Genomic DNA, 25,916 nt, shown 5'->3' on the forward strand with positions numbered 1-25,916 from the left:
ATCAATGAGTTAATTCTTATTTAAGATTATTCCCATTCAAGCAAAAAACATAACTCTTATTATACAAACCGCGCTCATTTTGAATGATCTGAATAATATCGAGCGTTCTTTAGTTAAGCTGCTCTTAATTGAAGACGAAATTATTGTGTGTGCAACTTACTTAATACCGGACATCTAAATTGAAGAAAAAAACACTCGCCTTCGGGCTCATCTCAATATTACTCTGCTCCACGCCAGCCATGGCGGATATGAATCGCACCACTAAAGGCGCATTGTTAGGCGCAGGCGTAGGCTTACTGACTGGCAATGGTGTAAATGGCGTACTGAAAGGTGCTGCTGTAGGTGCAGGTGTTGGCGCAGTAACTGAAAAAGGTCGCGATGGTAAAAATGCCCGTAAAGGCGCAAAAGTAGGCGCGGCCGTTGGCGCAGTTACAGGCGTCCTGACCGGCAATGGTCTGGAAGGCGCGATTAAAGGTGCTGTGATTGGTGGTACAGGTGGTGCCATTCTGGGTAAAATGAAATAAGGTATGACGATGAAAAAATTTGCTTTACTGGCTGGACTGTTTGTTTTCGCACCAATGACCTGGGCGCAGGATTATAATATTAAGAACGGCCTGCCGGCAGAAACCTACATTACTTGCGCAGAAGCCAACGAAATGGCAAAAACTGACAGCGCACAGGTTGCAGATATCGTCGCGGTAATGGGTAATGCCAGCGTTACTAGCCGTGATTTAAAAATTGAGCAATCTCCAGAACTGAGTGCCAAAGTGGTAGAAAAACTGAATCAGGTTTGTGCTAAAGATCCGCAAATGCTGTTAATTACCGCAATTGATGACACCATGCGTGCCATCGGCAAAAAATAATAGTTAATGTAGTACCGCGTCGATTTATTCGACGCGGTATATTTTTAGCGGATGGATATGCTTATAAACAAAAATGAAGTGTTAGTATTTGGCTTTGGTTTATTCCGTCAGTTTTCACTGTATCAAAAACTATTTTACTGCAATCATATCCGTATACACACTCCTCACCGCAGAGTAATTTCCCCAAAACTAAACCTGACCAGTTTTTCCAGTTTCAAAGATTAATCATCTTACTGATTGGATTTATAAGCATTTCTGATCAAATATCTGTCAGCCCAAATTGTCAAAACGTATTGAAAAGAAGGGTTAATGCTGATCCCTTTGGCTTACCAGCTTCTCTCTTAACCGGTTAAGCAAATTGATTACCAACCAAACCAGTGCATTGATTAAATTTATGGTAACAAGCACTTCTCCTAGCCAGATGCTGGGTTTGGCGACCAGGATAATCAGGATGGAGATCAGCATAAACGCAATGGAAAAGATGATATACAAAGAGAAATAATCCAGGCTATTACTTTTGTTCATGCTACTTACGGTGATCCTGACAAAATCTTCAGACAATTATAGCAAACAAAATAATGAACAATAGTAACAAGAAGCAACGAGCTAATTACCTGTCTACAATTGCACCATTTCATCGCCTTGCTGATTAATTTTCAGCCAAATATCATCATGCTATGTCAATTAGTGCAATATTCACTCAACAACCACTTTCACCTTCGGTTTTGAGAGAATAATTTTGACAAGTTCAATATACGTCACCGGTTTATAGAAATAGTACCCTTGCTGGAACGTAATATTATTCTGGTTCAAATAGTCGAGCTGCTCCTTCGTCTCGACGCCTTCGGCGACAATACTGATAGAAAGTTTGCGCGCCAGATCCAGCACACAGTCCAGAATCCGGGTGGAATCAGGATCTGCATTGACCCGACCGACGAAACTGTGATCAATCTTAATATAATCGATGTGCAGATCATGGAGATAAGAAAGCCCTGAGTAGCCCGTACCAAAATCATCCAGCGCGATAACAAAACCATTTTCATGCAGAATGTTCAATCGCTGAACCAAATTTTCATCAACATGCAACGCTTCACGCTCGGTAACTTCAAGAACGAGATTCAAATCATGGCGAGTGAAGCTGTCGCGGTATGTCAGACATTCTTCAACAAATGTCGGCGAAATAATATGCGAGGCGCTAAAATTGATCCCAACATGAAATCCTTCCGGCAGTTTACTGGCGATCGCGTTCATTTGTGTGGAGACCTGACTCATCAAACTTTGAGTGAGCGGAACTATCAACCCTGATTTTTCAGCAAGTGGAATAAACGCTGCAGGTGAAATATATCCTCCACGTGGGTGTTTCCATCGGGCAAGGACTTCTACGCCGCGTAACGTCCCTTCCCGACCATTAACTACCGGTTGGTAAAAAGGCACAATCTCACCATTACTTATCGCCCTACGCAGAATCTCTTCAGGTGTGTCTGTTTTATTGAAATATTTATCAAGTAAAAAGGCAGCGGAACAGGATATTAACAAGCTGAATATCAAAATACCCAAGCCTTTGTCGATCATTCTGGTAAAGCTAAATAGTGGCGGCTGGTTATAGATAATACTGAAATGATATTCAGTGGAGTTAACCCGTCCAGAAAGTTGATGTCTGCCATTGAGAGTTGTCACATCTCCCGACGGCCCAATAATATTATCCCCCACGCGCAAACTATATTTCACCCCCTTCAACGGCACATGGAGCGCCCCACGGATATGCTGGTCGCTAATAGTCACCAGAATACGCGTCTCAGCGAACTGAATCTGATAGAGCAGAATGGGTAATCTATTTACAGTGTCAAGCGCCGGAGCCAACAGCAAATTACTGTCAGGTATCACAGGAATACGAGATAGCAGTACTCGATTACCCGGCAGCGATGTACACCAGACTGCACCTTGTTTGAGAATGATGATCGTCCGCAGATGGGGTTTCAGCGCGGCTTCTGTACCTAGCTGATATTGTTCATCCAGATCGCACCTCTTCCCTGCAATTTCCATTGCCGTTTGAGTCGCCTGTGACGCTTCCTCAAGAATATGATTAATGTTGTTGGCGGCGTACCTCGCCCCTGCAAGACTCTCTGCTTTTGCGGAATACCAGAGCTGAATATTCAAAATAGAGACGCCAGTAATAAACAGGCACACCGCAACGAGGATGGGGATAAGTGTATTGCGCATTCGCGTGTCCCAGGGCCATTATTCTCTGTTCATTCGCTCAATCTGGCGTCTACAGAGAGCATGGTAGAGAGAATCAGAAATATCCACGTTCTTGATGAAATTTTACCCCACTATGCCGCAATACCTTCAATGTTGGATAAAAATCTCAAGTACGCGTTAATTGATTGCCCCTAAGGCAAAGAAGACGTATTGAGCAACAAACCAGAACAAGAATATTGGGTAGGCAACGTTCTCTGTGTACTCATCCTTTAATACTTAACTATATCAATGAGTAAGGATATGCTGAACTGGTACAACGTCGATGGGGACAGTAAAGGTGATACCGAGGTAAGGCAGTGTAAATTGTTACTCTACGCGACCCAGCTTTTTCTTCAATCGCACACGGCACCTGCTCATAACAGACTGTATCCATCAATAGCGGCATCCAAAATCAGATCCATTACATACAGCAATGTCACTGGAATGAATGTAAAAAACCGAGAACAGTGATATAAGTTGTACAAGTCAAAAAGTGGATTTTTTACATTCCTGAAAACCAGAGAAATAACTTTTTCTGATAACATCTATAACCAGTTAGAATTAGAAAGAGCGCGATAGATTCTTATTTAGCAAGTCAGGCTATAGAAACCATATAATGCGAACTCTGGTTACGTAAGATATTTTCTTTTCACAACCCCATGTTACAAATTGTAAAGATTAACTCTTCCTGGTTGCATTCAACTTGTCTGGTCATATCTAAATAGATATGTAAAATTGATAACGGCTGGTAATCATTCAATACTCGCACTATAGAAAGTTCGCCAGCCTGCCGCAGGCACGCGCCTTTATACGTCGTGTCTGCGGTTTTGTTGTGATATTTATATAGAAGTACTGGTGAATTATGAGCAATCTGAATCCATGCATGGCGTGTGGTGCCTGTTGTGCATTTTTCCGCGTCTCTTTTTACTGGGCCGAAGCTGATGATGCAGGCGGAACCATACCGGCTCATCTTACTGAGCAGATATCCCCTTACCACCGATGTATGCGCGGTACTAACCAGAAGAACCCACGCTGTATTGCCCTGGCAGGAACGCCTGGAAAAAACGCCTGCTGCACAATATATAAAAACCGCTCATCCACATGTAGAGAATTCGCCATGTCAGGCGAGCATGGTGAAATTAATGAGGCATGTAATCGCGCCCGAGTTAAATATGGACTACCTCCAATTTAAATTTAATTAGCCCCGTACGATCGTCATCCTCAACAATATATCCAGGTAGCAAAACCAAATATGCCGCGACATTTCTGTCGCGGTCAAACCATTAATAATAAACACAGAAGAAAACCAAAATAAATTATAAAACAGCTCATCAATAATTATTAAGCATTGATAAAATTAAAGTACATCTGTAACATTATCATATTTTATTTTTCATAGACGATTTTTTCCGTGTTATGCTATAATATGGCGAATAAACACAGGTTATCAACTTGTCAGTAATGTAAATAAATTTCGAGGAGATCATTCCAGTGGGACGTAAATGGGCCAATATTGTTGCTAAAAAAACGGCTAAAGACGGTGCAACGTCTAAAATATATGCAAAATTCGGTGTGGAAATCTATGCTGCCGCTAAACAAGGTGAACCAGACCCAGAATTAAACACATCTTTAAAATTCGTTATTGAACGTGCGAAGCAGGCACAAGTTCCAAAACACGTTATTGATAAAGCCATTGATAAAGCCAAAGGTGGCGGAGATGAAACGTTCGTACAAGGACGTTATGAAGGCTTTGGACCAAATGGTTCAATGATTATCGCTGAAACGTTGACTTCAAATGTTAATCGTACAATTGCTAATATTCGCACAATTTTCAATAAAAAAGGCGGAAATATTGGAGCAGCAGGTTCTGTCAGCTATATGTTTGACAATACTGGTGTGATTGTATTTAAAGGAACAAATCCTGACCATATTTTTGAAATCTTGCTCGATGCCGAAGTAGATGTTCGTGATGTGACTGAAGAAGAAGGAAGCATCGTTATTTATACTGAACCTACAGATCTTCACAAAGGAATTGCTGCTCTAAAAGCTGCCGGTATTACTGAGTTTTCAACAACAGAATTAGAATTGATTGCTCAATCAGAAGTTGAACTTTCACCAGAAGATTTAGAAATCTTTGAAGGGCTTGTTGATGCCCTCGAAGATGATGATGATGTCCAAAAAGTTTATCATAACGTTGCTAATCTCTAATTATAAATAAACCACCGCCTCCCCAAGTGGTGGTTTAGGGATAACAATTTAAGAAATCTGCCTTTATGGTAGATTTCTTAATCTTATAATTTTGTTATACAAATATCATATTCAGCCCAATATATTATTATAACTCTTGGTATGCAGGCTGGCACGCCAGATTATTGCAATTAATTTCGAGCGGTGTCCACTTAATGCAGCATTAGCTCACCCAATTGCCCATCAATACTACGCTCACGCATCCCACCATCTCAAAACATGCAAATTCTTGCAAGCCATTGCGAGGTCATATGAACCTCAGTTTTATCCCGCCTTTGTATTACTGCATATCCAATAAGAAGATAACCGTGATGCCTAACGGCGCAGAAGTCTTTTTTTCTCGCGACTTTCCTACCCTATACTCTGCATACATACCTGTCTGCCATAACTGAAGTGAATGTCCGTTATGGCAGACAGCGAGTCACATTATCTGAACAAAAGCGTCACCGGAAATGTCGGGACAGCGCATACTAAAAAATGTATAACGTTTCTTTTCATCGACGATTAAGAAGAGCTTTTAATGGTGGCGGTTGAGGAAATAAAAATGAAGTATCCAGGTGCAAATGCCTGGCAAATAGGTGACAGCCCGGAACTGGCTAGCGAGCTTGCGGATCTAATCAAAAAAGGGATCAAAACGGCCACCTGCGGATCTTTTGCCTCTTACCTGCAGGAAGAATCGGCTCCGAGGATTGGGTGTTTTAACATTATCCTTGATGGTCAGAATGTTCCGGTCTGTGTGATCAGACTGATTTCAATGCGCCTGGTTCGTTTTTGTGATGTGAATGAGGCGTTCGCCCGCAAAGAAGGTGAAGGCGATTTAAGCCTTGAATACTGGCAGAAAGAGCATCAGCGATTTTTCACCCTGGAGGGCCATTTTTCTGAAGAGATGGAGCTGATCGCAGAAGAATTTGAAGTTGTTGAGATTCTATAAGATGAGACAAACGAGCTGCCGTTATATCAATTGGCATTCGTAACAATGTCCGCACCTGACACACGGCGGACAGGATAGTTATCAGTCGGATCGCTTTTCGCTGTGAGTTGTAGTGGCCAACAAAAACTAGCAACGCCCCCCTTTATTAAGGATAGCGTTGCATTGACCCGTTGAACTCACAACCAGAAGCAGGCGTTAACAATTTACGCAGGGTAATGTAGTCGCCTGGCCACCCGAAAGTATTTACTCATGCCGTTCACGAACTATGTAGCAGATATCTGATATATACCGTGTCAGTCAAGAAGGATGAGCAAAATGACTGGCCAGAAAAAATCCTACTGGAACTGCATAGTTCCCGAACTAGCCATGATAGATTTCCCCGCTTCCCTATATTTTATGCAGTTTCCTGTCATCAATTCTCGCCTGGAAAGGTTAGGAAAATATTCTTGCCAACTGCCCGGAACCAGTTGCTGGCTATCAAGACAAAAGGGAACAACCCAGACCTTCAATGAATTCGAGTAGTGGAAGGGAGGTAATGAGTGATTAAAAGATAAATGTTTTGGATAAATTAACATCATATGTCCCTCCCCATTTTGGTACTTATGCCCATATGCAAACATCTGATAAAGATCGGACTGAGCGATGTTATATTTTTTATCTGTCTGCCACGCTGACTGATCAATGAGCTTCCATTTCGTATCCAGAGTTTGAACACCATTTGACGTGCTCAGCAAAAGATCTGGTTTAAGCCGAAACATAGCTTGTGGCTTATCACTATTACCTACCGTATGTTCAAGCAGATATTGAGAACTGGCTTGTGATACAAGTTGGCTTCCTTTGCGTATATGCGATCTGAGTGAAACTTCAACGTATTTTTCGAATAGCTGTTCCATCGGGAACAGGAGCGATATACCTTTGTGATTGCCTTGCTGAAAATTCGGGTTCATTTTCTCAAGGATTAACTCACACCAAGGGCGTACGTCATTATAGACCTGCATCAGTTTGCTATTATTCCAATGACGTAGTTCGCAATGCGGCTTTGTCTGTAAAGGAATTTCAGCTATACGATGTGAAAGCTCATTCGCCAGTCGCCAGTTTTCAGTGTTCCTGCAAGTTGCCAACACATAGTTGAGTGCGGTTTTCAGCAGGCGATTTTCCAGACGGTCCGGCGAATAAACATCATGGCTGATATGGAATAGATACTGACGTGCCGGAGATTGCAGTTGCTGGCGCTGGATTTGTAATTGGCCACGTATAAAGCGGCTTTCTTCATCTACTCGACGATAGTCAAAACGCAAACCTTTGGTAACCAACAACTGCAACTCAAATAGAAACTGGCTAAAAATCCATTCGTGCAAAGGGACATTCATCCGCATCAGTTCAGCTGGGCCAGTCACCCGTGGTCGAATCTTTAAAGCGGCTAAGAGCATGCGCTGTAAGACTCTGCGTGTTTGCAGAGGGTTATCATGCCCAAGGCTTGCCTTGGGTAAAATTTCTATACCTTCGCCATCCGGACTTTGCAGGTATCCGACATAACTGCCTAATTTTAGTGCGCGATAACCATCAGACAGTAACAATGGTTCTTCGCCTTTCCAGCCTGAGGCCAGTTCCTGCAACCATTCCAATGTCGCAGGTTTTATTACTGCGCAGTCCAGAGATGATGTTGCGCTTTCATTCGTGGTCAAACGGGCATACTCACGCACTTGTTTCATCAATTGGTAACCCCTCCTTTGGAAATAATTCCCTGGTAAGCTGCGGCCTTCTGGAATGCACAGTCATTAATCCGGTATCTGCGATCGTTTAATTGACTTGCAATGGATTCGGGAAACAAACCTTCAATGGCGCATTCAATATTGCCTGTCTGGATAAATCTATTTTCAGGTGCTTTCTCGCTATCATTCAACACCCAACCAATGCGTTCCCAGTCTGCAAAAAAATACTCTTGCAGTAGCGGAATGATTCGTTTCTCAAAAATATCGGCTATCAGTTTGCGCTTTTCATCCTCAGTTGTGACAGTCTTCAGTGGCCAGAAGTATGCGTGCCCCAGGGTATGATCACGATCGAGTAAAACTTCTATGCGTTGATTCATTACTGTCAGCAATTCATCGACATTAACCCCAAATACTGAGATACCAGACAGTAAACCGGGCTGTGGCATGAGCTCTATAAATTCAAAGCGGCGGCGTAGTGCCAGATCAAGCTGGGCTAATGATTTATCTGCCGTATTCATGGTGCCAATGACATACAGGTTGTCAGAAACAGAAAATGATTCTTTAGAATAAGGCAGAATGACAGAACGCTCATCAGAGCCTCCCAATCGCTTATCCGGCTCCAGCAATGTAATCAATTCTCCAAAAATACGGGAAATATTGCCGCGATTAATCTCATCAATAATCAGAATATAATTCTGGCGTTCTCTGACGTTGCTTGCTTCATGAAATGAAGCCGGCAGGGGAATGTGTTGTTTATCTAACTCAGCAATCAAAGTATGCCAGCTGATCCGATAGAGTGGATACAATGTCTGCTGAACCATTTTTGTACTGCCATTAAGTGCAAGGATGTTCAGTTCAATATCCTTTAACACCCAATTTACCTTGCGAACATGCGCGTACTCATCCGACTTTTCAGAGACTTCATCAAATGAATAGTCGGAAGTGACAATTCCAACTGCCTGAACGGTTTCCGCATTTTTCAGGCACAACAGAACATCCCCAACCTTTACATCATGTGAAAAAGCGTTAAGGGCATTGTGGTTAGGCTTGCTCAATGAGTTCCAGTAATCCTGCTGTTCCTGTGTCCTTTGCTCAAAGGTCTGAGACAAGTCCCCCGTGTCATTCCAACCAATACGAGCTTCACCTGCATTGATATAGCGATCACGCATTTCTTTTTCATGGGCACGACCAATAGAGATTTTCCAGATATCAGGAGATTGAGAGAGTCCTGTCTCTTTAGCTGCAACTGCCTTAGCAGCACGGACAGCAATATCTTTGAAAATACCGTTCTCAATCTTGTATTTTATGCCTTGATTTTCTTCTGCAACCTCAGCGCGGATCCCCTCAATGAAATCTTCATACGAAAAACTTTGATGGAAAGTGGTAAACGCGATGCGTTTGTCTGCACACAACGTATCGTATTTATTTTTGACCACCTGCCGACGCTCTTCTGTACCAAGATTCTGACTTACCAAATCGCTATACCATAAAGGTTCCGCCAACATAACTGCGCGTTCCAGCGTAAAGTAAGTTTTACCTGTTCCGGGTGGACCAAAAAGAATCTGATTTAGTGACGTGTGATTTTTTACTGATTTCTCTTTATTTTCCATGGCAAGTAGGTCCTTCGCTGGTAGGAGGGCATACCAATCACACAGCGTAATTAATTGCTCAAGAGTGCTAATCTCAACAGCCCATGCCGCATTTCCCTGAGCAAGGGTTGGAGCGTGTGTTGTGAGGTGGTGATTACGGCTCTTGCCTGTATCATAGACGGTAACTTGTGAAAGGCTCGGAGCGGTAGGTTTCTCATCAACAAATATTTTAATTTTCTTCTTTTTCTCGGGATTCTTTCCAGGATCAAATGCCAACTCCCTCATTGCGTCCGTTTTATAAGCAAACAGATGTGTCGTTGACGACCGAGTATCAGAGAAACGGGTACTTAAGTATTCGTCTGCAATTACCGAGGAAAACGCACTACTCTGATTTTCATACCAGGCTTCATACGATATTTCGTAATATGATTTTGACTGAGTATTCTTCAACCATGACAACAACTCCTGGTAGGATTGCCAGTTCTCTTTGGGCAGTTCTCGCCCTTGTTTCTTGAGCCAGTGCTTCGTCTGAGCATCTACAGGGAAAAATTCCTCCGGTGATAAATAAAACAAACACTCAGTGAGCTTAGCGAAACCGGTATGAGGTATTTTCAGAATTTTATCGAATAATTCACCATCTATTTGTCCGGCACGCATCTGATGGAACAACGCCCAAAGGCTGGGCACCATGTCGGCAGAACGTTCTCTCTCATAAGGAAAGAGCCAGACTTTGAGTGGCTGTGCATTTGGAACACCGCTGAAATCACTGGGGGCGGAGATGGGTAAATTAGCTCTTTCCAGCAGAGCGGCAAAGAGCTCAGTACGTTTGACCACTCCATACTTCATAAAAGTGGCAAAAAAAGTGAAAGGGTCTATCACTTTCAGCTGTTCTTTGCTTCCATCCGAAAATTCGTCTTCCAGACCTTTATCAACACCTATTTCACGTAGAATTTGGACCAATTCATGCTGTTTATTCTCGTAATCAGCAATCCAACTACAAACGTTTTTGAATACAGGGACCCAACTATACTTAGACACCGACGTTCTCCTCGCTGAAGACTCTCCATTTGGCGGTTTGATGATATTGCATTATGGCTATTTTGTTGACCTGGCGTTTGTTTGCAACAACTGTAGCTCTATCTTGTGTGAGTAAGGGACTTTGTGAATACTCTCCTTGCGGATTGGCCGTTCATAGAAGCCTTTTGAAAATCAATTTATTGGTTAAAACAAAGTGTGGTTCCATTGTCGCACATCAGCCAAAGGGGGAAGAATATTCTTCCAGTTCAAATACCCAAACACCTTGTCAGAATACGCAGTTCATAATTTTGGCTGCTAAAGGCCCACCGAAGGCTAATCAGTACAACTCAACTAGCCGTAGTTGACGCAGTCCCAAAAGAACTGACTTATCTGTTCACAGTCAGTAAGGACTTAGCAGTGTTGCCAGATAGCCCAACGAAAGGCTCAGAAAAAATCTAGGCTATGTATCATCCACTGAGCGGTTCAATGAGCACGTTGCGTCCACCAGCTATAATAAAAAGCTGAGGAATGCCTAATGGGAACCTGGCAGTAGGACTGCCATCCAACCTACCCCAAACGCCTCCCAAACTACCCAAGGAATTTATAACTTATTTTGATAACCCTTAGCAAGCTAACAAAAAAACGGGCGTGTTATACGCCCGTTATAATATTTAACACATGTAGTGATTACATATTCTTGATGATCGCATCACCAAACTCTGAACATTTCAGCAGCTTAGCGCCTTCCATCAGACGTTCGAAGTCATAGGTTACGGTCTTCGCATTGATTGCGCCTTCCATACCTTTAACAATCAGGTCTGCGGCTTCAGTCCAGCCCATATGGCGCAGCATCATCTCAGCGGAGAGGATGATAGAGCCTGGGTTAACTTTGTCCTGACCGGCGTATTTCGGCGCAGTACCGTGGGTGGCTTCAAACAGGGCACATTCGTCACCGATGTTTGCGCCAGGTGCGATACCAATACCACCAACCTGTGCTGCCAGAGCGTCAGAAATGTAATCACCGTTCAGGTTCATACAGGCGATAACGTCGTATTCAGCCGGACGCAGCAGGATCTGTTGCAGGAATGCATCAGCAATCACGTCTTTAATGACGATCTCTTTGCCAGTGTTCGGGTTTTTAACTTTCAGCCACGGGCCGCCGTCGATCAGTTCACCGCCAAACTCTTCACGCGCCAGCTGGTAGCCCCAGTCTTTAAACGCACCTTCGGTGAACTTCATGATGTTGCCTTTGTGCACCAGGGTCACAGAGTCACGGTCGTTAGCAATTGCGTATTCGATCGCTGCACGAACCAGACGTTTGGTGCCTTCTTCCGAACATGGCTTAATACCGATACCGCAATGTTCCGGGAAGCGAATTTTCTTCACGCCCATCTCTTCACGCAGGAATTTGATCACTTTCTCGGCGTCGGCAGAGTCAGCTTTCCATTCGATACCCGCATAAATGTCTTCCGAGTTTTCACGGAAGATAACCATATCGGTCAGTTCAGGGTGTTTAACCGGGCTTGGGGTGCCCTGATAGTAACGTACCGGACGCAGGCAGATGTAGAGATCCAGTTCCTGGCGCAGGGCAACGTTCAGAGAACGAATACCGCCACCAACCGGAGTGGTCAGTGGGCCTTTAATGGCAACGCGATATTCACGAATCAGATCAAGGGTTTCAGCAGGCAGCCAGACATCCTGACCATAAACCTGTGTGGATTTTTCACCGGTGTAAATTTCCATCCAGGAGATTTTACGCTCGCCTTTATAGGCTTTCTCGACTGCAGCGTCGACCACTTTCAGCATGGCTGGGGTTACATCTACACCGATTCCATCACCTTCAATGTAAGGGATAATCGGATTTTCAGGAACGTTGAGTTTGCCGTTTTGCAGGGTGATCTTCTTGCCTTGTGCCGGAACAACTACTTTACTTTCCATTCACCTCTCCTTCGAGCGCTTCTGGTTTGCTCGCCTGCCACCACGTTGCACATGCGTTTGCGTCCTGCGATACGGATGCATTAGAGCAATTTTTTGTTAATGATTTGTAATTGGCTTGTCAATACTACCCTATTGTTTGCCGTCATGAAAGATGCGCGTTATTAGGCTATAATGCGGCAATTCATAATCCCTGAAAATACTATGCAAAAAACTTCTTTTAAAAATCACCAGGTTAAGCGATTCAGCTCGCAACGTACTACCAGGCGCAAACCTGAAAACCAGCCCACGCGCGTGATCCTGTTCAATAAACCCTACGATGTTCTTCCGCAGTTCACCGATGAAGCCGGGCGTAAAACATTAAAAGAATTCATCCCGGTTCAGGGCGTTTATGCGGCAGGTCGTCTTGACCGCGATAGCGAAGGGTTACTGGTACTGACCAATAATGGCGCGTTACAGGCGCGTTTAACCCAGCCGGGAAAACGTACCGGAAAAATCTATTATGTGCAGGTAGAAGGCATTCCCACACAAGACGCACTTGAAGCCTTGCGCAATGGCGTAACCTTAAATGATGGCCCTACCCTGCCCGCAGGTGTGGACCTGGTTGAAGAACCGGAGTGGTTATGGCCGCGTAATCCGCCAATTCGTGAACGCAAAAGTATTCCCACCAGCTGGCTGAAGATCACCTTATATGAAGGACGTAATCGCCAGGTGCGCCGCATGACCGCCCATGTTGGTTTCCCCACGCTGCGACTGATTCGCTATGCAATGGGTGATTACTCTTTGGATAATCTTGCCAACGGCGAATGGCGAGAAGCGACAGATTAAGGATGCAAAATGTTTAAACCGCACGTTACCGTTGCTTGCGTGGTGCACGCAGAAGGCAAATTTTTAGTCGTTGAAGAGACGATTAATGGTAAAGCGTTATGGAACCAACCTGCCGGGCATCTGGAAGCAGATGAAACCTTAGTGGAAGCCGCCGCCCGTGAGCTGTGGGAAGAAACCGGCATCAGCGCGCAACCGCAACACTTTATTCGTATGCATCAGTGGATTGCGCCAGATAAAACGCCGTTTTTGCGTTTCCTGTTTGCCATTGAGCTTGAGCAAATATGCCCGACCCAGCCTCATGACAGCGACATCGACTGCTGCCGTTGGGTCAGCGCCGAAGAAATTTTACAGGCGTCAAATCTGCGCTCGCCGCTGGTGGCGGAAAGTATTCGTTGTTATCAAAGCGGGCAACGCTATCCGCTGGAGATGATTGGCGATTTTAACTGGCCTTTTACAAAGGGTGTCATCTAAAAGGCTGCGTGATAGAATACGCCGCCTTGAAGTTCAATGTCGTGAGTAATCCAATGTCTGAAACCGCAAAAAAAGTAATCGTCGGCATGTCCGGCGGTGTCGATTCCTCCGTTTCTGCCTGGCTGTTGCAACAACAGGGATATCAGGTCGAAGGCCTGTTTATGAAGAACTGGGAAGAAGATGACGGTGAGGAATATTGCACGGCTGCAGCGGATCTGGCTGATGCCCAGGCTGTCTGCGACAAGCTCGGCATTGAACTGCACACCGTAAACTTTGCTGCCGAGTACTGGGATAACGTCTTTGAACTGTTCCTTGCCGAATATAAAGCCGGTCGCACGCCGAATCCGGATATTCTGTGCAACAAAGAGATCAAATTTAAAGCCTTCCTCGAATTTGCCGCCGAAGATTTAGGTGCCGATTATATCGCTACCGGCCATTACGTGCGTCGGGCAGATGTCGATGGCAAGAGCCGCCTGCTGCGTGGTCTGGACAGCAATAAAGACCAGAGCTACTTCCTTTATACGCTCAGCCATGAGCAGATTGCGCAAAGCCTGTTCCCGGTCGGCGAACTGGAAAAACCGCAGGTGCGTAAGATTGCTGAAGATCTTGGTCTGGTCACCGCGAAGAAAAAAGACTCTACCGGCATTTGCTTCATTGGCGAACGTAAATTCCGCGAGTTCCTGGGTCGTTATCTCCCGGCGCAACCGGGCAAAATCATTACCGTTGACGGCGATGAAATTGGCGAGCACCAGGGACTGATGTATCACACCCTCGGTCAGCGTAAAGGTCTGGGTATCGGTGGCACCAAAGACGGCACCGAAGAACCGTGGTACGTCGTCGATAAAGACGTCGAGAATAACATTCTGGTTGTCGCACAGGGTCATGAACATCCACGTCTGATGTCTGTCGGGCTGATTGCCCAGCAGTTGCACTGGGTCGATCGCGAACCATTCACCGGTACTATGCGTTGCACGGTAAAAACCCGCTATCGCCAGACCGACATCCCGTGCACCGTCAAGGCGCTGGACGACGATCGCATTGAAGTGATTTTCGATGAGCCGGTTGCCGCCGTGACTCCGGGTCAGTCTGCCGTCTTCTACAACGGTGAAGTGTGTCTCGGTGGCGGTATCATTGAGCAGCGTCTGCCGCTGCCGGTCTGATTTTTTTCTTTACTTAAAACAAGGAAGCAGTGAACGTGGCAAAGAATTACTATGACATCACCCTCGCCCTGGCCGGTATTTGTCAGTCGGCTCGCCTGGTGCAACAACTCGCTCACCAGGGGCATTGTGATGCCGATGCGCTACACGTTTCACTCAACAGTATTATTGATATGAACCCCAGCTCCACGCTGGCGGTTTTTGGCGGTAGCGAAGCCAACCTGCGCGTCGGGCTGGAAACCCTGCTCGGCGTGCTCAATGCCAGCAGCCGTCAGGGCTTGAACGCTGAGTTAACCCGCTACACCCTTAGCCTGATGGTGCTTGAGCGTAAACTTTCATCTGCCAAAGGTGCGCTCGACACTCTGGGTAACCGGATTAACGGCCTGCAACGCCAGCTCGAACACTTCGATTTACAGTCCGAAACGCTGATGAGCGCGATGGCTGCCATCTATGTTGATGTTATCAGCCCGCTTGGCCCACGCATTCAGGTCACCGGATCCCCTGCTGTATTGCAAAGCCCGCAGGTGCAGGCGAAAGTTCGCGCAACCCTGCTGGCAGGCATTCGCGCCGCTGTGCTCTGGCACCAGGTCGGCGGTGGACGTCTGCAACTGATGTTTTCTCGTAATCGCCTGACCACTCAGGCAAAACAAATTCTTGCTCATTTAACCCCGGAGTTGTGATCTATGGAATTATCCTCACTGACCGCCGTTTCCCCTGTCGATGGACGCTACGGCGATAAAGTCAGCGCGCTGCGCGGGATTTTCAGCGAATACGGTTTGCTGAAATTCCGTGTACAAGTTGAAGTACGTTGGCTGCAAAAACTGGCCGCGCACGCAGCGATCAAGGAAGTTCCTGCTTTTGCTGCCGACGCAATCGGTTACCTTGATGCAATCGTCGCTAATTTCAGCGAAGAAGATGCTGCACGCATCAAAACCATCGAGCGTACCACTAACCACGACGTTAAAGCGGTTGAGTATTTCCTGAAAGAAAAAGTGGCAGATATCCCGGAACTGCACGCGGTATCTGAATTCATTCACTTTGCCTGTACTTCGGAAGATATCAATAACCTCTCCCACGCGTTGATGCTGAAAACCGCGCGTGATGAAGTGATCCTGCCGTACTGGCGTCAACTGATTGATGGCATTAAAGATCTCGCCGTTCAGTATCGCGATATCCCGCTGCTGTCCCGTACCCACGGTCAGCCAGCCACGCCGTCAACCATCGGTAAAGAGATGGCAAACGTCGCCTACCGTATGGAGCGCCAGTACCGCCAGCTTAACCAGGTGGAGATCCTCGGCAAAATCAACGGTGCGGTCGGTAACTATAACGCTCACATCGCTGCTTATCCGGAAGTTGACTGGCATCAGTTCAGCGAAGAGTTCGTCACCTCGCTGGGTATTCAGTGGAATCCGTACACCACCCAGATTGAACCGCACGACTACATTGCCGAACTGTTTGATTGCGTTGCGCGCTTTAATACCATCCTGATCGACTTCGACCGTGACGTCTGGGGCTATGTCGCCCTTAACCACTTCAAACAGAAAACCATCGCCGGTGAGATTGGTTCTTCCACCATGCCGCATAAGGTTAACCCGATCGACTTCGAAAACTCCGAAGGTAACCTGGGGCTTTCCAACGCGGTATTGCAGCACCTGGCAAGCAAACTGCCGGTTTCCCGCTGGCAGCGCGACCTGACTGATTCTACCGTGCTGCGTAACCTCGGTGTGGGTATTGGTTATGCACTGATTGCTTACCAGTCTACCCTGAAAGGCGTGAGCAAACTGGAAGTGAACCGTGACCATCTGCTGGATGAACTGGATCACAACTGGGAAGTGCTGGCTGAGCCGATCCAGACAGTCATGCGTCGCTATGGCATTGAAAAACCGTATGAAAAGCTGAAAGAGCTGACTCGTGGTAAGCGCGTTGACGCCGAAGGCATGAAGCAATTTATCGACGGTCTGGCACTGCCAGAAGAAGAGAAGGCGCGCCTGAAAACGATGACGCCGGCTAATTATATTGGTCGTGCTATCACGATGGTTGATGAGCTGAAATAATCCCCTGTCAAGGCCGGATGGCGATGCTGTCCGGCCTGCTTCTTAAGCGAATCTTTTCCTGTGTTGCCTCCCCTACCCGCTGGTTTAATTAATGTTTACTCCCATAAACACATAATCGCGTTACACTATTTTAATAATTAAGACAGGGAGAATAAAAATGCGCGTACTGGTTGTCGAAGACAATGCGTTGTTACGTCACCATCTTAAAGTTCAGATTCAGGACGCTGGTCATCAGGTCGATGACGCAGAAGATGCCAAAGAAGCAGATTATTATCTCAATGAACATTTACCGGATATTGCCATTGTCGATCTTGGCTTGCCTGATGAAGATGGCCTGTCGCTGATCCGCCGCTGGCGTAGCAATGATGTTTCACTACCGATTCTGGTATTAACCGCCCGTGAAAGCTGGCAGGACAAAGTCGAAGTCTTAAGTGCCGGTGCTGATGATTACGTGACCAAACCGTTTCATATTGAAGAGGTGATGGCGCGTATGCAGGCGTTGATGCGGCGTAATAGCGGTCTGGCTTCACAGGTTATTTCGCTGCCACCGTTTCAGGTTGATCTCTCCCGCCGTGAATTATCCATTAATGACGAAGTGATCAAACTGACCGCGTTTGAATACACCATTATGGAAACGCTAATCCGTAATAACGGCAAAGTGGTCAGCAAAGATTCGCTGATGTTACAGCTCTATCCGGATGCCGAACTGCGGGAAAGCCATACCATTGATGTATTAATGGGTCGACTGCGTAAGAAAATTCAGGCGCAATATCCGCAAGAAGTGATTACCACCGTTCGCGGCCAGGGCTATCTGTTCGAATTGCGCTGATGAAAAAATTACTGCGTCTTTTTTCCCCACTCTCGCTACGGGTACGTTTTCTGTTGGCAACAGCAGCGGTAGTGCTGGTGCTTTCGCTTGCCTACGGGATGGTCGCGCTGATCGGTTATAGCGTCAGTTTCGATAAAACCACGTTTCGGCTGTTACGTGGCGAGAGCAACCTGTTCTATACCCTCGCGAAGTGGGAAAACAACAAATTGCATGTCGAATTGCCCGAAAATATCGACAAGCAAAGTCCTACTATGACACTGATCTATGATGAGAACGGGCAGCTTTTATGGGCGCAGCGTGACGTTCCCTGGCTGATGAAAATGATCCAGCCTGACTGGCTGAAATCTAATGGCTTCCATGAAATAGAAGCGGATGTTAACGATACCAGCATCTTGCTGAGTGAAGATCATTCTATACAGCAACAGTTACAGGAAGTACGGGAGGATGACGACGACGCTGAGATGACTCACTCGGTGGCAGTAAACATCTATCCGGCAACGCCGCAGATGCCGAAGTTAACCATTGTGGTGGTTGATACCATCCCTGTAGAGCTTAAAAGTTCCTATATGGTGTGGAGCTGGTTTGTCTATGTGCTCTCAGCCAACCTGCTGTTAGTGATCCCTCTGTTATGGGTCGCCGCATGGTGGAGTTTACGCCCCATCGAAGCCCTGGCAAAAGAAGTCCGCGAACTGGAAGAGCACAACCGGGAACTACTCAACCCTACCACCACAAGGGAACTTACCAGCCTGGTACGTAACCTGAACCGGCTATTAAAAAGCGAGCGTGAACGTTACGACAAATACCGCACCACGCTCACCGACCTGACGCACAGTCTAAAAACACCGCTGGCGGTGCTGCAAAGTACGCTACGTTCCATGCGTAGTGAGAAGATGAGCGTCAGCGAAGCAGAGCCGGTAATGCTGGAACAAATCAGCCGCATCTCGCAGCAAATTGGCTACTACCTGCATCGCGCCAGTATGCGCGGTGGTACATTACTTAGCCGCGAGTTGCATCCTGTCGCCCCACTGCTGGACAATCTCACCTCAGCACTGAACAAAGTTTATCAGCGTAAAGGGGTTAATATTTCCCTCGATATCTCGCCAGAAATCAGCTTTGTGGGTGAGCAGAACGATTTTGTCGAAGTGATGGGCAACGTACTGGATAACGCCTGTAAATACTGTCTTGAGTTTGTCGAAATTTCAGCCAGACAAACCGATGATCATCTCTATATTGTGGTCGAGGATGATGGCCCCGGTATCCCGAAAAGCAAGCGTGAAGTGGTCTTCGACCGTGGTCAACGGGTTGATACCTTGCGTCCAGGACAAGGTGTTGGTCTGGCTGTCGCACGCGAAATTACCGAGCAATACGACGGAAAAATCATCGCCGGAGAGAGTATGCTCGGCGGTGCACGAATGGAAGTGATTTTTGGTCGCCAGCATTCTGCGCCAAAGAGTGAATAAATATGCCCTTTCTTCACGCATTACGTTAAGCATCCGTTATAATCGGTTGCAGATACCCGCCTATGGACGCTTAACATGGAATACCAACTTACCCTTAACTGGCCCGATTTTCTTGAACGCCACTGGCAGAAACGTCCGGTAGTGTTAAAACGCGGCTTTAATAATTTTATTGACCCAATCTCTCCAGACGAGTTGGCGGGTCTGGCGATGGAAAGCGAAGTCGACAGTCGACTGGTCAGTCACCAGGATGGCAAATGGCAGGTCAGCCACGGCCCGTTCGAAAGCTACGATCATCTCGGTGAGACCAACTGGTCATTGCTGGTGCAGGCAGTGAATCACTGGCATGAACCAACCGCCGCGCTGATGCGTCCGTTCCGTGAATTACCGGACTGGCGCATTGACGATCTGATGATCTCATTTTCCGTACCTGGTGGTGGCGTCGGCCCGCATCTCGATCAGTACGACGTGTTTATTATCCAGGGCACCGGTCGTCGTCGCTGGCGGGTCGGCGAAAAGCTGCAAATGAAACAGCATTGTCCGCACCCGGATCTGTTACAGGTCGATCCGTTTGAAGCAATTATCGACGAAGAACTGGAGCCGGGCGATATTCTTTATATTCCACCGGGATTCCCGCACGAAGGCTACGCGCTGGAAAATGCGATGAACTACTCTGTCGGTTTTCGTGCACCTAATACGCGGGAGCTGATCAGCGGTTTTGCTGATTATGTTCTGCAACGTGAGCTGGGCGGTAATTATTACAGCGATCCGGATGTTCCTCCTCGCGCCCATCCGGCTGATGTTCTGCCGCAGGAGATGGATAAACTGCGTGAGATGATGCTCGAATTGATCAACCAGCCGGAACACTTTAAACAATGGTTTGGCGAGTTTATTTCCCAGTCACGTCATGAACTGGATATCGCGCCGCCAGAGCCGCCTTATCAGCCGGATGAAATCTACGATGCGCTGAAACAAGGTGATGTGCTGGTGCGCCTGGGTGGTCTGCGCGTATTGCGCATTGGTGATGATGTATACGCCAATGGTGAAAAGATCGATTCTCCGCACCGTCCGGCGCTGGATGCGCTCGCCAGCAATATTGTGCTGACCGCCGAGAATTTTGGCGATGCGCTGGAAGATCCGTCATTCCTCGCGATGCTCGCGGCGCTGGTCAATAGCGGGTATTGGTTCTTCGAAGGGTAAGTTTGAATGTAAGCCGGATGCGGCATCACATGCCGCATCCCTTTTCGCTTACTTCCGTTGCGCCGTTAACTCGGCAATACGCACGATCACCTGCACCGCTTTTTCCATTCCTTCCAGGGTCACAAATTCATGTTTACCATGATAGTTGTAACCGCCAGTAAACAGGTTCGGGCACGGTAATCCCATAAACGACAACTGCGCGCCGTCGGTGCCGCCACGGATCGGTTTCAGATCCGGTTCAATATCACAATCGCGCATCGCCTGCTGGGCGATATCGAGAATATGCGGATGATCCACAATTTTCTCGCGCATGTTGTAGTAACTGTCTTCAATCACCAGTTCAATGTAGCAGTCAGGGTGCAGCCCTTTGCCCACTTTCTTGGCAATTTCCATCATTTTACGTTTGCGTGCTTCAAACTGTTTACGGTCGAAATCACGAATGATGTAGTGCATATCGGCACGCTCAACGGTGCCTTTCATGCTCGTCAGGTGATAAAAACCTTCATAACCTTCGGTAGTTTCCGGGCTTTCATCCGCCGGAACTTCTGCATGAATACGTGCGGCCAGCGATAGCGCGTTAACCATCACGCCTTTTGCCGAGCCTGGGTGAACGTTGTTACCGACAATTTTGATATTCACCGATGCGGCGTTGAAGTTTTCAAACTCAAGTTCGCCTACGCCACCGCCATCGACGGTGTAAGCCCAACGGGCATCAAAGGCGTCAACATCAAAGTGTTTCGCCCCTTTCCCCACTTCTTCATCTGGCGTAAAGGCGACGCGAATATCACCATGCGGAATGTTTTTCTGTTGCAATACCGCCAGCGCGGTCATGATTTCTGCAATACCTGCTTTGTCATCGGCACCTAACAAGGTTTTACCATCGGTGGTAATCAGCGTCTGACCCAGAAGCTGATGCAGAACCGGGAACATAACCGGTGATAAAACTTCATCGCCGATACCCAACGCGATGTCGCCACCACGATAGTTTTCAACAATTTGCGGATTTACATTTTTACCGCTGCAATCCGGAGAGGTATCCACATGAGAAATAAAACCAATCGCCGGGATATCGCCAGGAACGTTAGCCGGTAACGTCGCCATTAGCGTTCCTTTCTCACTTAAGGTCACATTGATAAGCCCCATCTCTTCGAGCTGATCTTTCAACAGATGCAATAACTTCCACTGACCTTCCGTGCTGGGAACCTGTCTCACTCCCGCTTTTGATTGGGTATCCAGAGACACGTAGTTCAAAAAACGCTCAAGTAGTTTATCCATGTAGTCACCCTCACTTTTCGTGACAACATTATTAAGAAGCAAGAAAAGACAAATATTGCGTCAGGTCACTTTTACCCCTGCAAGCGGGAATATTTATCAACATTACCTTAATCAATATAAAGCTAAGCCAGTAATTCACAACAAGGATTGGCGATTCCGATGGTTTGCCGTAGAATTACCGCCCTCATTAAGAGTCACCAAGGTGGTTAACCACAAACCCCGCATCGGTAAGCCATCCGTTGCGTTTACATGGGACAGAGTAAAAAATTGAATAAACAACCGAGTTCGCTTTCACCGCTGGTGCAATTAGCGGGAATTCGCAAATGCTTTGATGGTAAAGAAGTCATTCCCCAGCTTGATCTGACTATCAACAATGGCGAGTTCCTCACGCTGCTTGGCCCTTCTGGCTGCGGTAAAACAACCGTTCTTCGCCTGATTGCGGGTCTGGAAACTGTTGATTCCGGGCGCATCATGCTGGATAACGAGGACATCACCCACGTTCCGGCGGAAAACCGCTATGTGAACACCGTTTTCCAAAGCTACGCGTTATTCCCCCACATGACCGTATTCGAAAATGTGGCCTTTGGCTTGCGTATGCAAAAAACCCCCGCTGCTGAAATTACGCCTCGCGTGATGGAAGCCCTGCGGATGGTACAACTGGAAACCTTCGCTCAACGCAAACCGCATCAACTCTCTGGCGGTCAGCAGCAACGCGTGGCCATTGCCCGCGCGGTGGTTAACAAGCCTCGTCTATTGTTGCTTGATGAATCGCTTTCCGCGCTGGATTACAAACTGCGCAAACAGATGCAGAACGAGTTAAAAGCGTTACAGCGAAAACTTGGCATTACTTTCGTCTTCGTTACCCACGACCAGGAAGAGGCACTCACTATGTCTGACCGGATTGTGGTGATGCGCGATGGTCGCATTGAACAAGACGGCACACCACGTGAAATCTACGAAGAGCCAAAAAACCTGTTCGTTGCCGGGTTCATTGGCGAAATCAATATGTTTAACGCCACGGTGATCGAACGTCTCGACGAGCAACGCGTACGCGCCAACGTTGAAGGCCGCGAGTGTAATATTTACGTTAACTTCGCCGTTGAGCCGGGGCAAAAACTGCATGTTCTGCTACGCCCGGAAGACTTACGCGTTGACGAAATCAACGACGACAACCACGTCGAAGGGCTGATTGGTTACGTTCGCGAACGCAACTACAAAGGCATGACGCTGGAGTCAGTTGTCGAACTGGAAAATGGCAAGATGGTGATGGTCAGCGAATTCTTTAATGAAGACGATCCTGACTTTGACCACTCTCTCGACCAGAAAATGGCCATTAATTGGGTAGAAAGCTGGGAGGTCGTACTGGCTGATGAAGAACACAAGTAAGTTCCAGAATGTAGTGATTGTCACTATTGTCGGTTGGCTTGTGTTGTTTGTCTTTCTGCCCAACCTGATGATCATTGGCACCAGCTTTTTGACCCGCGACGACGCCAGTTTCGTCAAAATGGTCTTTACGCTGGATAACTACACACGTCTGCTCGATCCGCTCTATTTTGAAGTGCTCGTGCACTCGCTGAATATGGCGCTGATCGCCACTCTCGCCTGCCTGGTGCTGGGTTACCCGTTTGCTTGGTTTCTGGCAAAACTACCGCATAAAGTGCGACCGCTGCTGCTGTTTCTGCTGATTGTTCCATTCTGGACAAACTCGCTGATTCGTATCTATGGGCTAAAAATTTTCCTCAGCACCAAAGGCTATCTCAACGAGTTCCTGATGTGGCTGGGCGTTATTGATACCCCAATTCGCATCATGTTCACCCCCAGCGCGGTGATTATCGGTCTGGTTTACATTCTGCTACCGTTTATGGTGATGCCACTCTATTCCAGTATTGAAAAACTGGATAAACCTTTACTGGAAGCGGCACGCGATCTCGGTGCCAGCAAACTGCAGACTTTTATCCGTATTATTATTCCGCTGACGATGCCAGGAATTATTGCCGGATGTCTGCTGGTGATGCTGCCAGCCATGGGCTTGTTCTATGTATCCGACCTGATGGGCGGTGCGAAAAACCTACTGATCGGTAACGTCATCAAGGTACAGTTCCTTAATATTCGTGACTGGCCGTTTGGTGCTGCCACCAGCATTACGCTGACTATCGTAATGGGTCTGATGTTGCTGGTTTACTGGCGCGCTTCTCGTTTGCTGAATAAGAAGGTGGAACTCGAATGATCGGTCGACTGCTTCGCGGCGGTTTTATGACCGCTATCTACGCGTACCTGTATATCCCAATCATTATTTTGATTGTGAACTCCTTCAACAGCTCGCGCTTTGGCATTAACTGGCAGGGTTTTACCACCAAATGGTATAGCCTGCTGATGAACAACGACAGCTTGTTACAGGCGGCGCAACATTCACTGACGATGGCGGTGTTCTCGGCGACGTTTGCTACGCTTATCGGTTCACTGACAGCGGTTGCGCTGTACCGTTATCGCTTTCGCGGTAAGCCGTTCGTTAGCGGAATGCTGTTTGTGGTGATGATGTCGCCAGATATCGTGATGGCGATTTCTCTGCTGGTGCTGTTTATGCTGTTGGGTATTCAGCTTGGCTTCTGGTCGCTATTGTTCTCGCATATCACCTTCTGCCTGCCATTTGTGGTGGTGACGGTGTATTCGCGCCTGAAAGGTTTTGATGTGCGGATGCTGGAAGCGGCGAAAGATCTCGGCGCCAGCGAATTTACCATTCTACGGAAAATCATTTTGCCACTGGCAATGCCGGCTGTGGCGGCGGGCTGGGTGCTAAGCTTTACCCTGTCGATGGACGATGTGGTAGTTTCGTCGTTTGTCACCGGACCGAGCTATGAAATTCTGCCGTTAAAAATTTATTCGATGGTCAAAGTCGGCGTATCGCCAGAAGTTAACGCGCTGGCAACCATATTACTGGTGCTGTCGCTGGTGATGGTTATTGCCAGCCAGCTTATTGCTCGTGATAAAACGAAAGGTAACACAGGGGACGTTAAATGAAAAAATGGTCACGCCACCTGCTCGCGGCGGGTGCTCTGGCACTGGGCATGAGCGCCGCTCACGCCGATGACAACAACACGCTGTATTTCTACAACTGGACCGAGTACGTGCCGCCAGGACTGCTTGAACAGTTCACCAAAGAAACCGGTATTAAGGTTATCTATTCGACTTACGAGTCAAATGAAACCATGTACGCAAAACTGAAAACGTACAAAGACGGTGCCTATGACCTGGTGGTTCCTTCAACCTATTACGTCGATAAAATGCGTAAAGAAGGGATGATCCAGAAGATCGACAAGTCGAAGTTAAGCAACTTCAGCAACCTCGATCCAGACATGCTCAACAAGCCGTTTGACCCGAATAACGACTACTCCATTCCGTATATCTGGGGTGCGACGGCGATTGGCGTTAACGGTGATGCGGTGGATCCGAAGTCTGTTACCAGCTGGGCCGATCTGTGGAAGCCTGAGTACAAAGGCAGCCTGCTGCTGACCGATGATGCCCGTGAAGTATTCCAGATGGCGCTGCGTAAGCTGGGCTACTCCGGTAACACTACCGACCCGAAAGAGATTGAAGCTGCGTATAACGAGCTGAAAAAACTGATGCCAAACGTGGCAGCGTTTAACTCCGATAACCCGGCTAACCCGTACATGGAAGGCGAAGTTAACCTCGGCATGATCTGGAACGGTTCTGCTTTCGTTGCACGCCAGGCGGGCACGCCAATTGATGTGGTGTGGCCGAAAGAAGGCGGCATTTTCTGGATGGACAGCCTGGCGATCCCGGCAAATGCCAAAAATAAAGAAGGCGCGCTGAAACTAATCAACTTCCTGCTGCGCCCGGATGTGGCAAAACAGGTTGCCGAAACTATCGGTTATCCAACGCCAAACCTTGCGGCGCGTAAGCTGTTAAGCCCGGAAGTGGCGAACGATAAAACGCTCTACCCGGATGCTGAAACCATTAAAAATGGTGAATGGCAGAATGACGTTGGCGCAGCCAGCAGCATTTATGAAGAGTATTATCAGAAGCTGAAAGCAGGACGTTAATTCAGCAAACGGGCGGTGGTATTACCGCCCGTTTTTTGTTTAGCAAGAATGT

24 protein-coding genes are annotated in these 25,916 nt (G+C 47.2%); 18 read left to right on the forward strand and 6 right to left on the reverse strand.

Annotated features, from left to right (window positions below):
- Positions 1–25: 25 nt before the first annotated feature.
- Genes A7589_RS23665 through A7589_RS08505 form a run of 3 tightly spaced genes read left to right on the forward strand, consistent with a single transcriptional unit; the run spans position 26 to position 863 of the window.
- A complete protein-coding gene (locus A7589_RS23665) occupies positions 26–178 on the forward strand; it encodes a hypothetical protein (protein ID WP_370906317.1) in 153 nt (50 codons plus the stop codon).
- 1 nt (position 179) lies between these two features.
- On the forward strand, positions 180–524 hold the full coding sequence (locus A7589_RS08500; RefSeq protein ID WP_000730702.1) for a YMGG-like glycine zipper-containing protein: 345 nt from the start codon (positions 180–182) through the stop codon (positions 522–524).
- 3 nt (positions 525–527) lie between these two features.
- Complete coding sequence (locus tag A7589_RS08505; protein ID WP_000178040.1) at positions 528–863, forward strand: YmgD family protein; 336 nt, start codon at positions 528–530, stop codon at positions 861–863.
- Between the two features lie 306 nt (positions 864–1,169).
- Here A7589_RS08505 and ymgF read toward each other — a convergent pair whose 3' ends face one another.
- The gene (gene ymgF / locus A7589_RS08510; protein ID WP_001043534.1) at positions 1,170–1,388 is read right to left on the reverse strand and encodes a cell division-associated protein YmgF; all 219 of its coding nucleotides are present in this window, start codon (positions 1,386–1,388) and stop codon (positions 1,170–1,172) included.
- A gap of 171 nt (positions 1,389–1,559) precedes the next feature.
- Entirely contained in the window at positions 1,560–3,083 is a 1,524-nt protein-coding gene (gene pdeG, locus A7589_RS08515; RefSeq protein WP_001246516.1) for a cyclic di-3',5'-guanosine monophosphate phosphodiesterase PdeG, read from the reverse strand.
- A gap of 880 nt (positions 3,084–3,963) precedes the next feature.
- Between pdeG and A7589_RS08525 the strand changes: the two genes are divergently transcribed.
- The 3 genes from A7589_RS08525 (at position 3,964) to A7589_RS08535 (ending at position 6,279) form a co-directional block, all read left to right on the forward strand.
- Positions 3,964–4,293 carry a YkgJ family cysteine cluster protein gene (locus tag A7589_RS08525; RefSeq protein ID WP_010354421.1) on the forward strand — a complete coding sequence of 110 codons (330 nt, stop codon included), beginning with the start codon at positions 3,964–3,966 and terminating at the stop codon, positions 4,291–4,293.
- A 299-nt stretch (positions 4,294–4,592) separates the two neighbouring features.
- The gene (locus A7589_RS08530; protein WP_000532905.1) at positions 4,593–5,309 is read left to right on the forward strand and encodes a YebC/PmpR family DNA-binding transcriptional regulator; all 717 of its coding nucleotides are present in this window, start codon (positions 4,593–4,595) and stop codon (positions 5,307–5,309) included.
- Positions 5,310–5,868: 559 nt separating this feature from the next.
- Positions 5,869–6,279, forward strand: coding sequence for an ASCH domain-containing protein (locus tag A7589_RS08535; RefSeq protein WP_000226701.1), 411 nt, complete (start codon positions 5,869–5,871; stop codon positions 6,277–6,279).
- Between the two features lie 335 nt (positions 6,280–6,614).
- On the opposite strand, the gene A7589_RS08540 is transcribed toward A7589_RS08535, so the two are convergent.
- The 3 genes from A7589_RS08540 to icd form a co-directional block, all read right to left on the reverse strand.
- Entirely contained in the window at positions 6,615–7,991 is a 1,377-nt protein-coding gene (locus tag A7589_RS08540) for an McrC family protein (protein ID WP_000815872.1), read from the reverse strand.
- Positions 7,991–10,618 (reverse strand): DUF8426 domain-containing protein, encoded by a 2,628-nt coding sequence (locus A7589_RS08545; protein ID WP_000049933.1) that lies wholly within the window; start codon positions 10,616–10,618, stop codon positions 7,991–7,993. The genes A7589_RS08540 and A7589_RS08545 overlap by 1 nt, the downstream gene beginning before the upstream one ends.
- Before the next feature lie 666 nt (positions 10,619–11,284).
- Positions 11,285–12,535, reverse strand: a complete 1,251-nt coding sequence (gene icd / locus A7589_RS08550) for an NADP-dependent isocitrate dehydrogenase (RefSeq protein ID WP_000444487.1) — start codon at positions 12,533–12,535, stop codon at positions 11,285–11,287.
- A gap of 171 nt (positions 12,536–12,706) precedes the next feature.
- On the opposite strand from icd, the gene rluE reads away from it, so the two are divergent.
- The 8 genes from rluE to roxA all read left to right on the forward strand — a co-directional run bounded on the left by rluE (position 12,707) and on the right by roxA (position 20,528).
- Entirely contained in the window at positions 12,707–13,360 is a 654-nt protein-coding gene (rluE, locus tag A7589_RS08555; protein ID WP_001248660.1) for a 23S rRNA pseudouridine(2457) synthase RluE, read from the forward strand.
- Positions 13,361–13,369: 9 nt separating this feature from the next.
- Positions 13,370–13,831, forward strand: coding sequence for a phosphatase NudJ (nudJ, locus tag A7589_RS08560; protein ID WP_000476093.1), 462 nt, complete (start codon positions 13,370–13,372; stop codon positions 13,829–13,831).
- A 53-nt stretch (positions 13,832–13,884) separates the two neighbouring features.
- A complete protein-coding gene (mnmA, locus tag A7589_RS08565; RefSeq protein WP_010345559.1) occupies positions 13,885–14,991 on the forward strand; it encodes a tRNA 2-thiouridine(34) synthase MnmA in 1,107 nt (368 codons plus the stop codon).
- A 35-nt stretch (positions 14,992–15,026) separates the two neighbouring features.
- Positions 15,027–15,668, forward strand: coding sequence for a high frequency lysogenization protein HflD (hflD, locus tag A7589_RS08570; RefSeq protein WP_001297479.1), 642 nt, complete (start codon positions 15,027–15,029; stop codon positions 15,666–15,668).
- A gap of 3 nt (positions 15,669–15,671) precedes the next feature.
- On the forward strand, positions 15,672–17,042 hold the full coding sequence (purB, locus tag A7589_RS08575; RefSeq protein ID WP_000423717.1) for an adenylosuccinate lyase: 1,371 nt from the start codon (positions 15,672–15,674) through the stop codon (positions 17,040–17,042).
- A 157-nt stretch (positions 17,043–17,199) separates the two neighbouring features.
- Positions 17,200–17,871: a two-component system response regulator PhoP gene (gene phoP, locus A7589_RS08580; protein WP_001265481.1), complete on the forward strand. Its 672-nt coding sequence runs from the start codon at positions 17,200–17,202 to the stop codon at positions 17,869–17,871.
- A complete protein-coding gene (gene phoQ / locus A7589_RS08585; RefSeq protein WP_000735426.1) occupies positions 17,871–19,331 on the forward strand; it encodes a two-component system sensor histidine kinase PhoQ in 1,461 nt (486 codons plus the stop codon). Before phoP ends, phoQ begins: the two co-directional genes overlap by 1 nt.
- 75 nt (positions 19,332–19,406) lie before the next feature.
- Positions 19,407–20,528 (forward strand): [50S ribosomal protein L16]-arginine 3-hydroxylase, encoded by a 1,122-nt coding sequence (gene roxA / locus A7589_RS08590; protein WP_000456505.1) that lies wholly within the window; start codon positions 19,407–19,409, stop codon positions 20,526–20,528.
- Positions 20,529–20,576: 48 nt separating this feature from the next.
- Here roxA and pepT read toward each other — a convergent pair whose 3' ends face one another.
- The gene (gene pepT, locus A7589_RS08595) at positions 20,577–21,803 is read right to left on the reverse strand and encodes a peptidase T (RefSeq protein WP_000359429.1); all 1,227 of its coding nucleotides are present in this window, start codon (positions 21,801–21,803) and stop codon (positions 20,577–20,579) included.
- 249 nt (positions 21,804–22,052) lie between these two features.
- On the opposite strand from pepT, the gene potA reads away from it, so the two are divergent.
- From potA to potD, 4 genes are read left to right on the forward strand one after another with little or no spacing between them, the layout of a single operon-like run.
- Positions 22,053–23,189, forward strand: coding sequence for a spermidine/putrescine ABC transporter ATP-binding protein PotA (potA, locus tag A7589_RS08605; RefSeq protein WP_000531593.1), 1,137 nt, complete (start codon positions 22,053–22,055; stop codon positions 23,187–23,189).
- Entirely contained in the window at positions 23,173–24,030 is an 858-nt protein-coding gene (gene potB, locus A7589_RS08610; protein ID WP_105282460.1) for a spermidine/putrescine ABC transporter permease PotB, read from the forward strand. The genes potA and potB overlap by 17 nt, the downstream gene beginning before the upstream one ends.
- Positions 24,027–24,821: a spermidine/putrescine ABC transporter permease PotC gene (gene potC / locus A7589_RS08615; RefSeq protein ID WP_000580316.1), complete on the forward strand. Its 795-nt coding sequence runs from the start codon at positions 24,027–24,029 to the stop codon at positions 24,819–24,821. Before potB ends, potC begins: the two co-directional genes overlap by 4 nt.
- The gene (gene potD, locus A7589_RS08620) at positions 24,818–25,864 is read left to right on the forward strand and encodes a spermidine/putrescine ABC transporter substrate-binding protein PotD (protein ID WP_000759309.1); all 1,047 of its coding nucleotides are present in this window, start codon (positions 24,818–24,820) and stop codon (positions 25,862–25,864) included. The genes potC and potD overlap by 4 nt, the downstream gene beginning before the upstream one ends.
- Positions 25,865–25,916: the final 52 nt, after the last annotated feature.

It is taken from the genome of Escherichia sp. MOD1-EC6475 (genome assembly GCF_003046645.1).
GTDB lineage: Bacteria > Pseudomonadota > Gammaproteobacteria > Enterobacterales > Enterobacteriaceae > Escherichia > Escherichia ruysiae.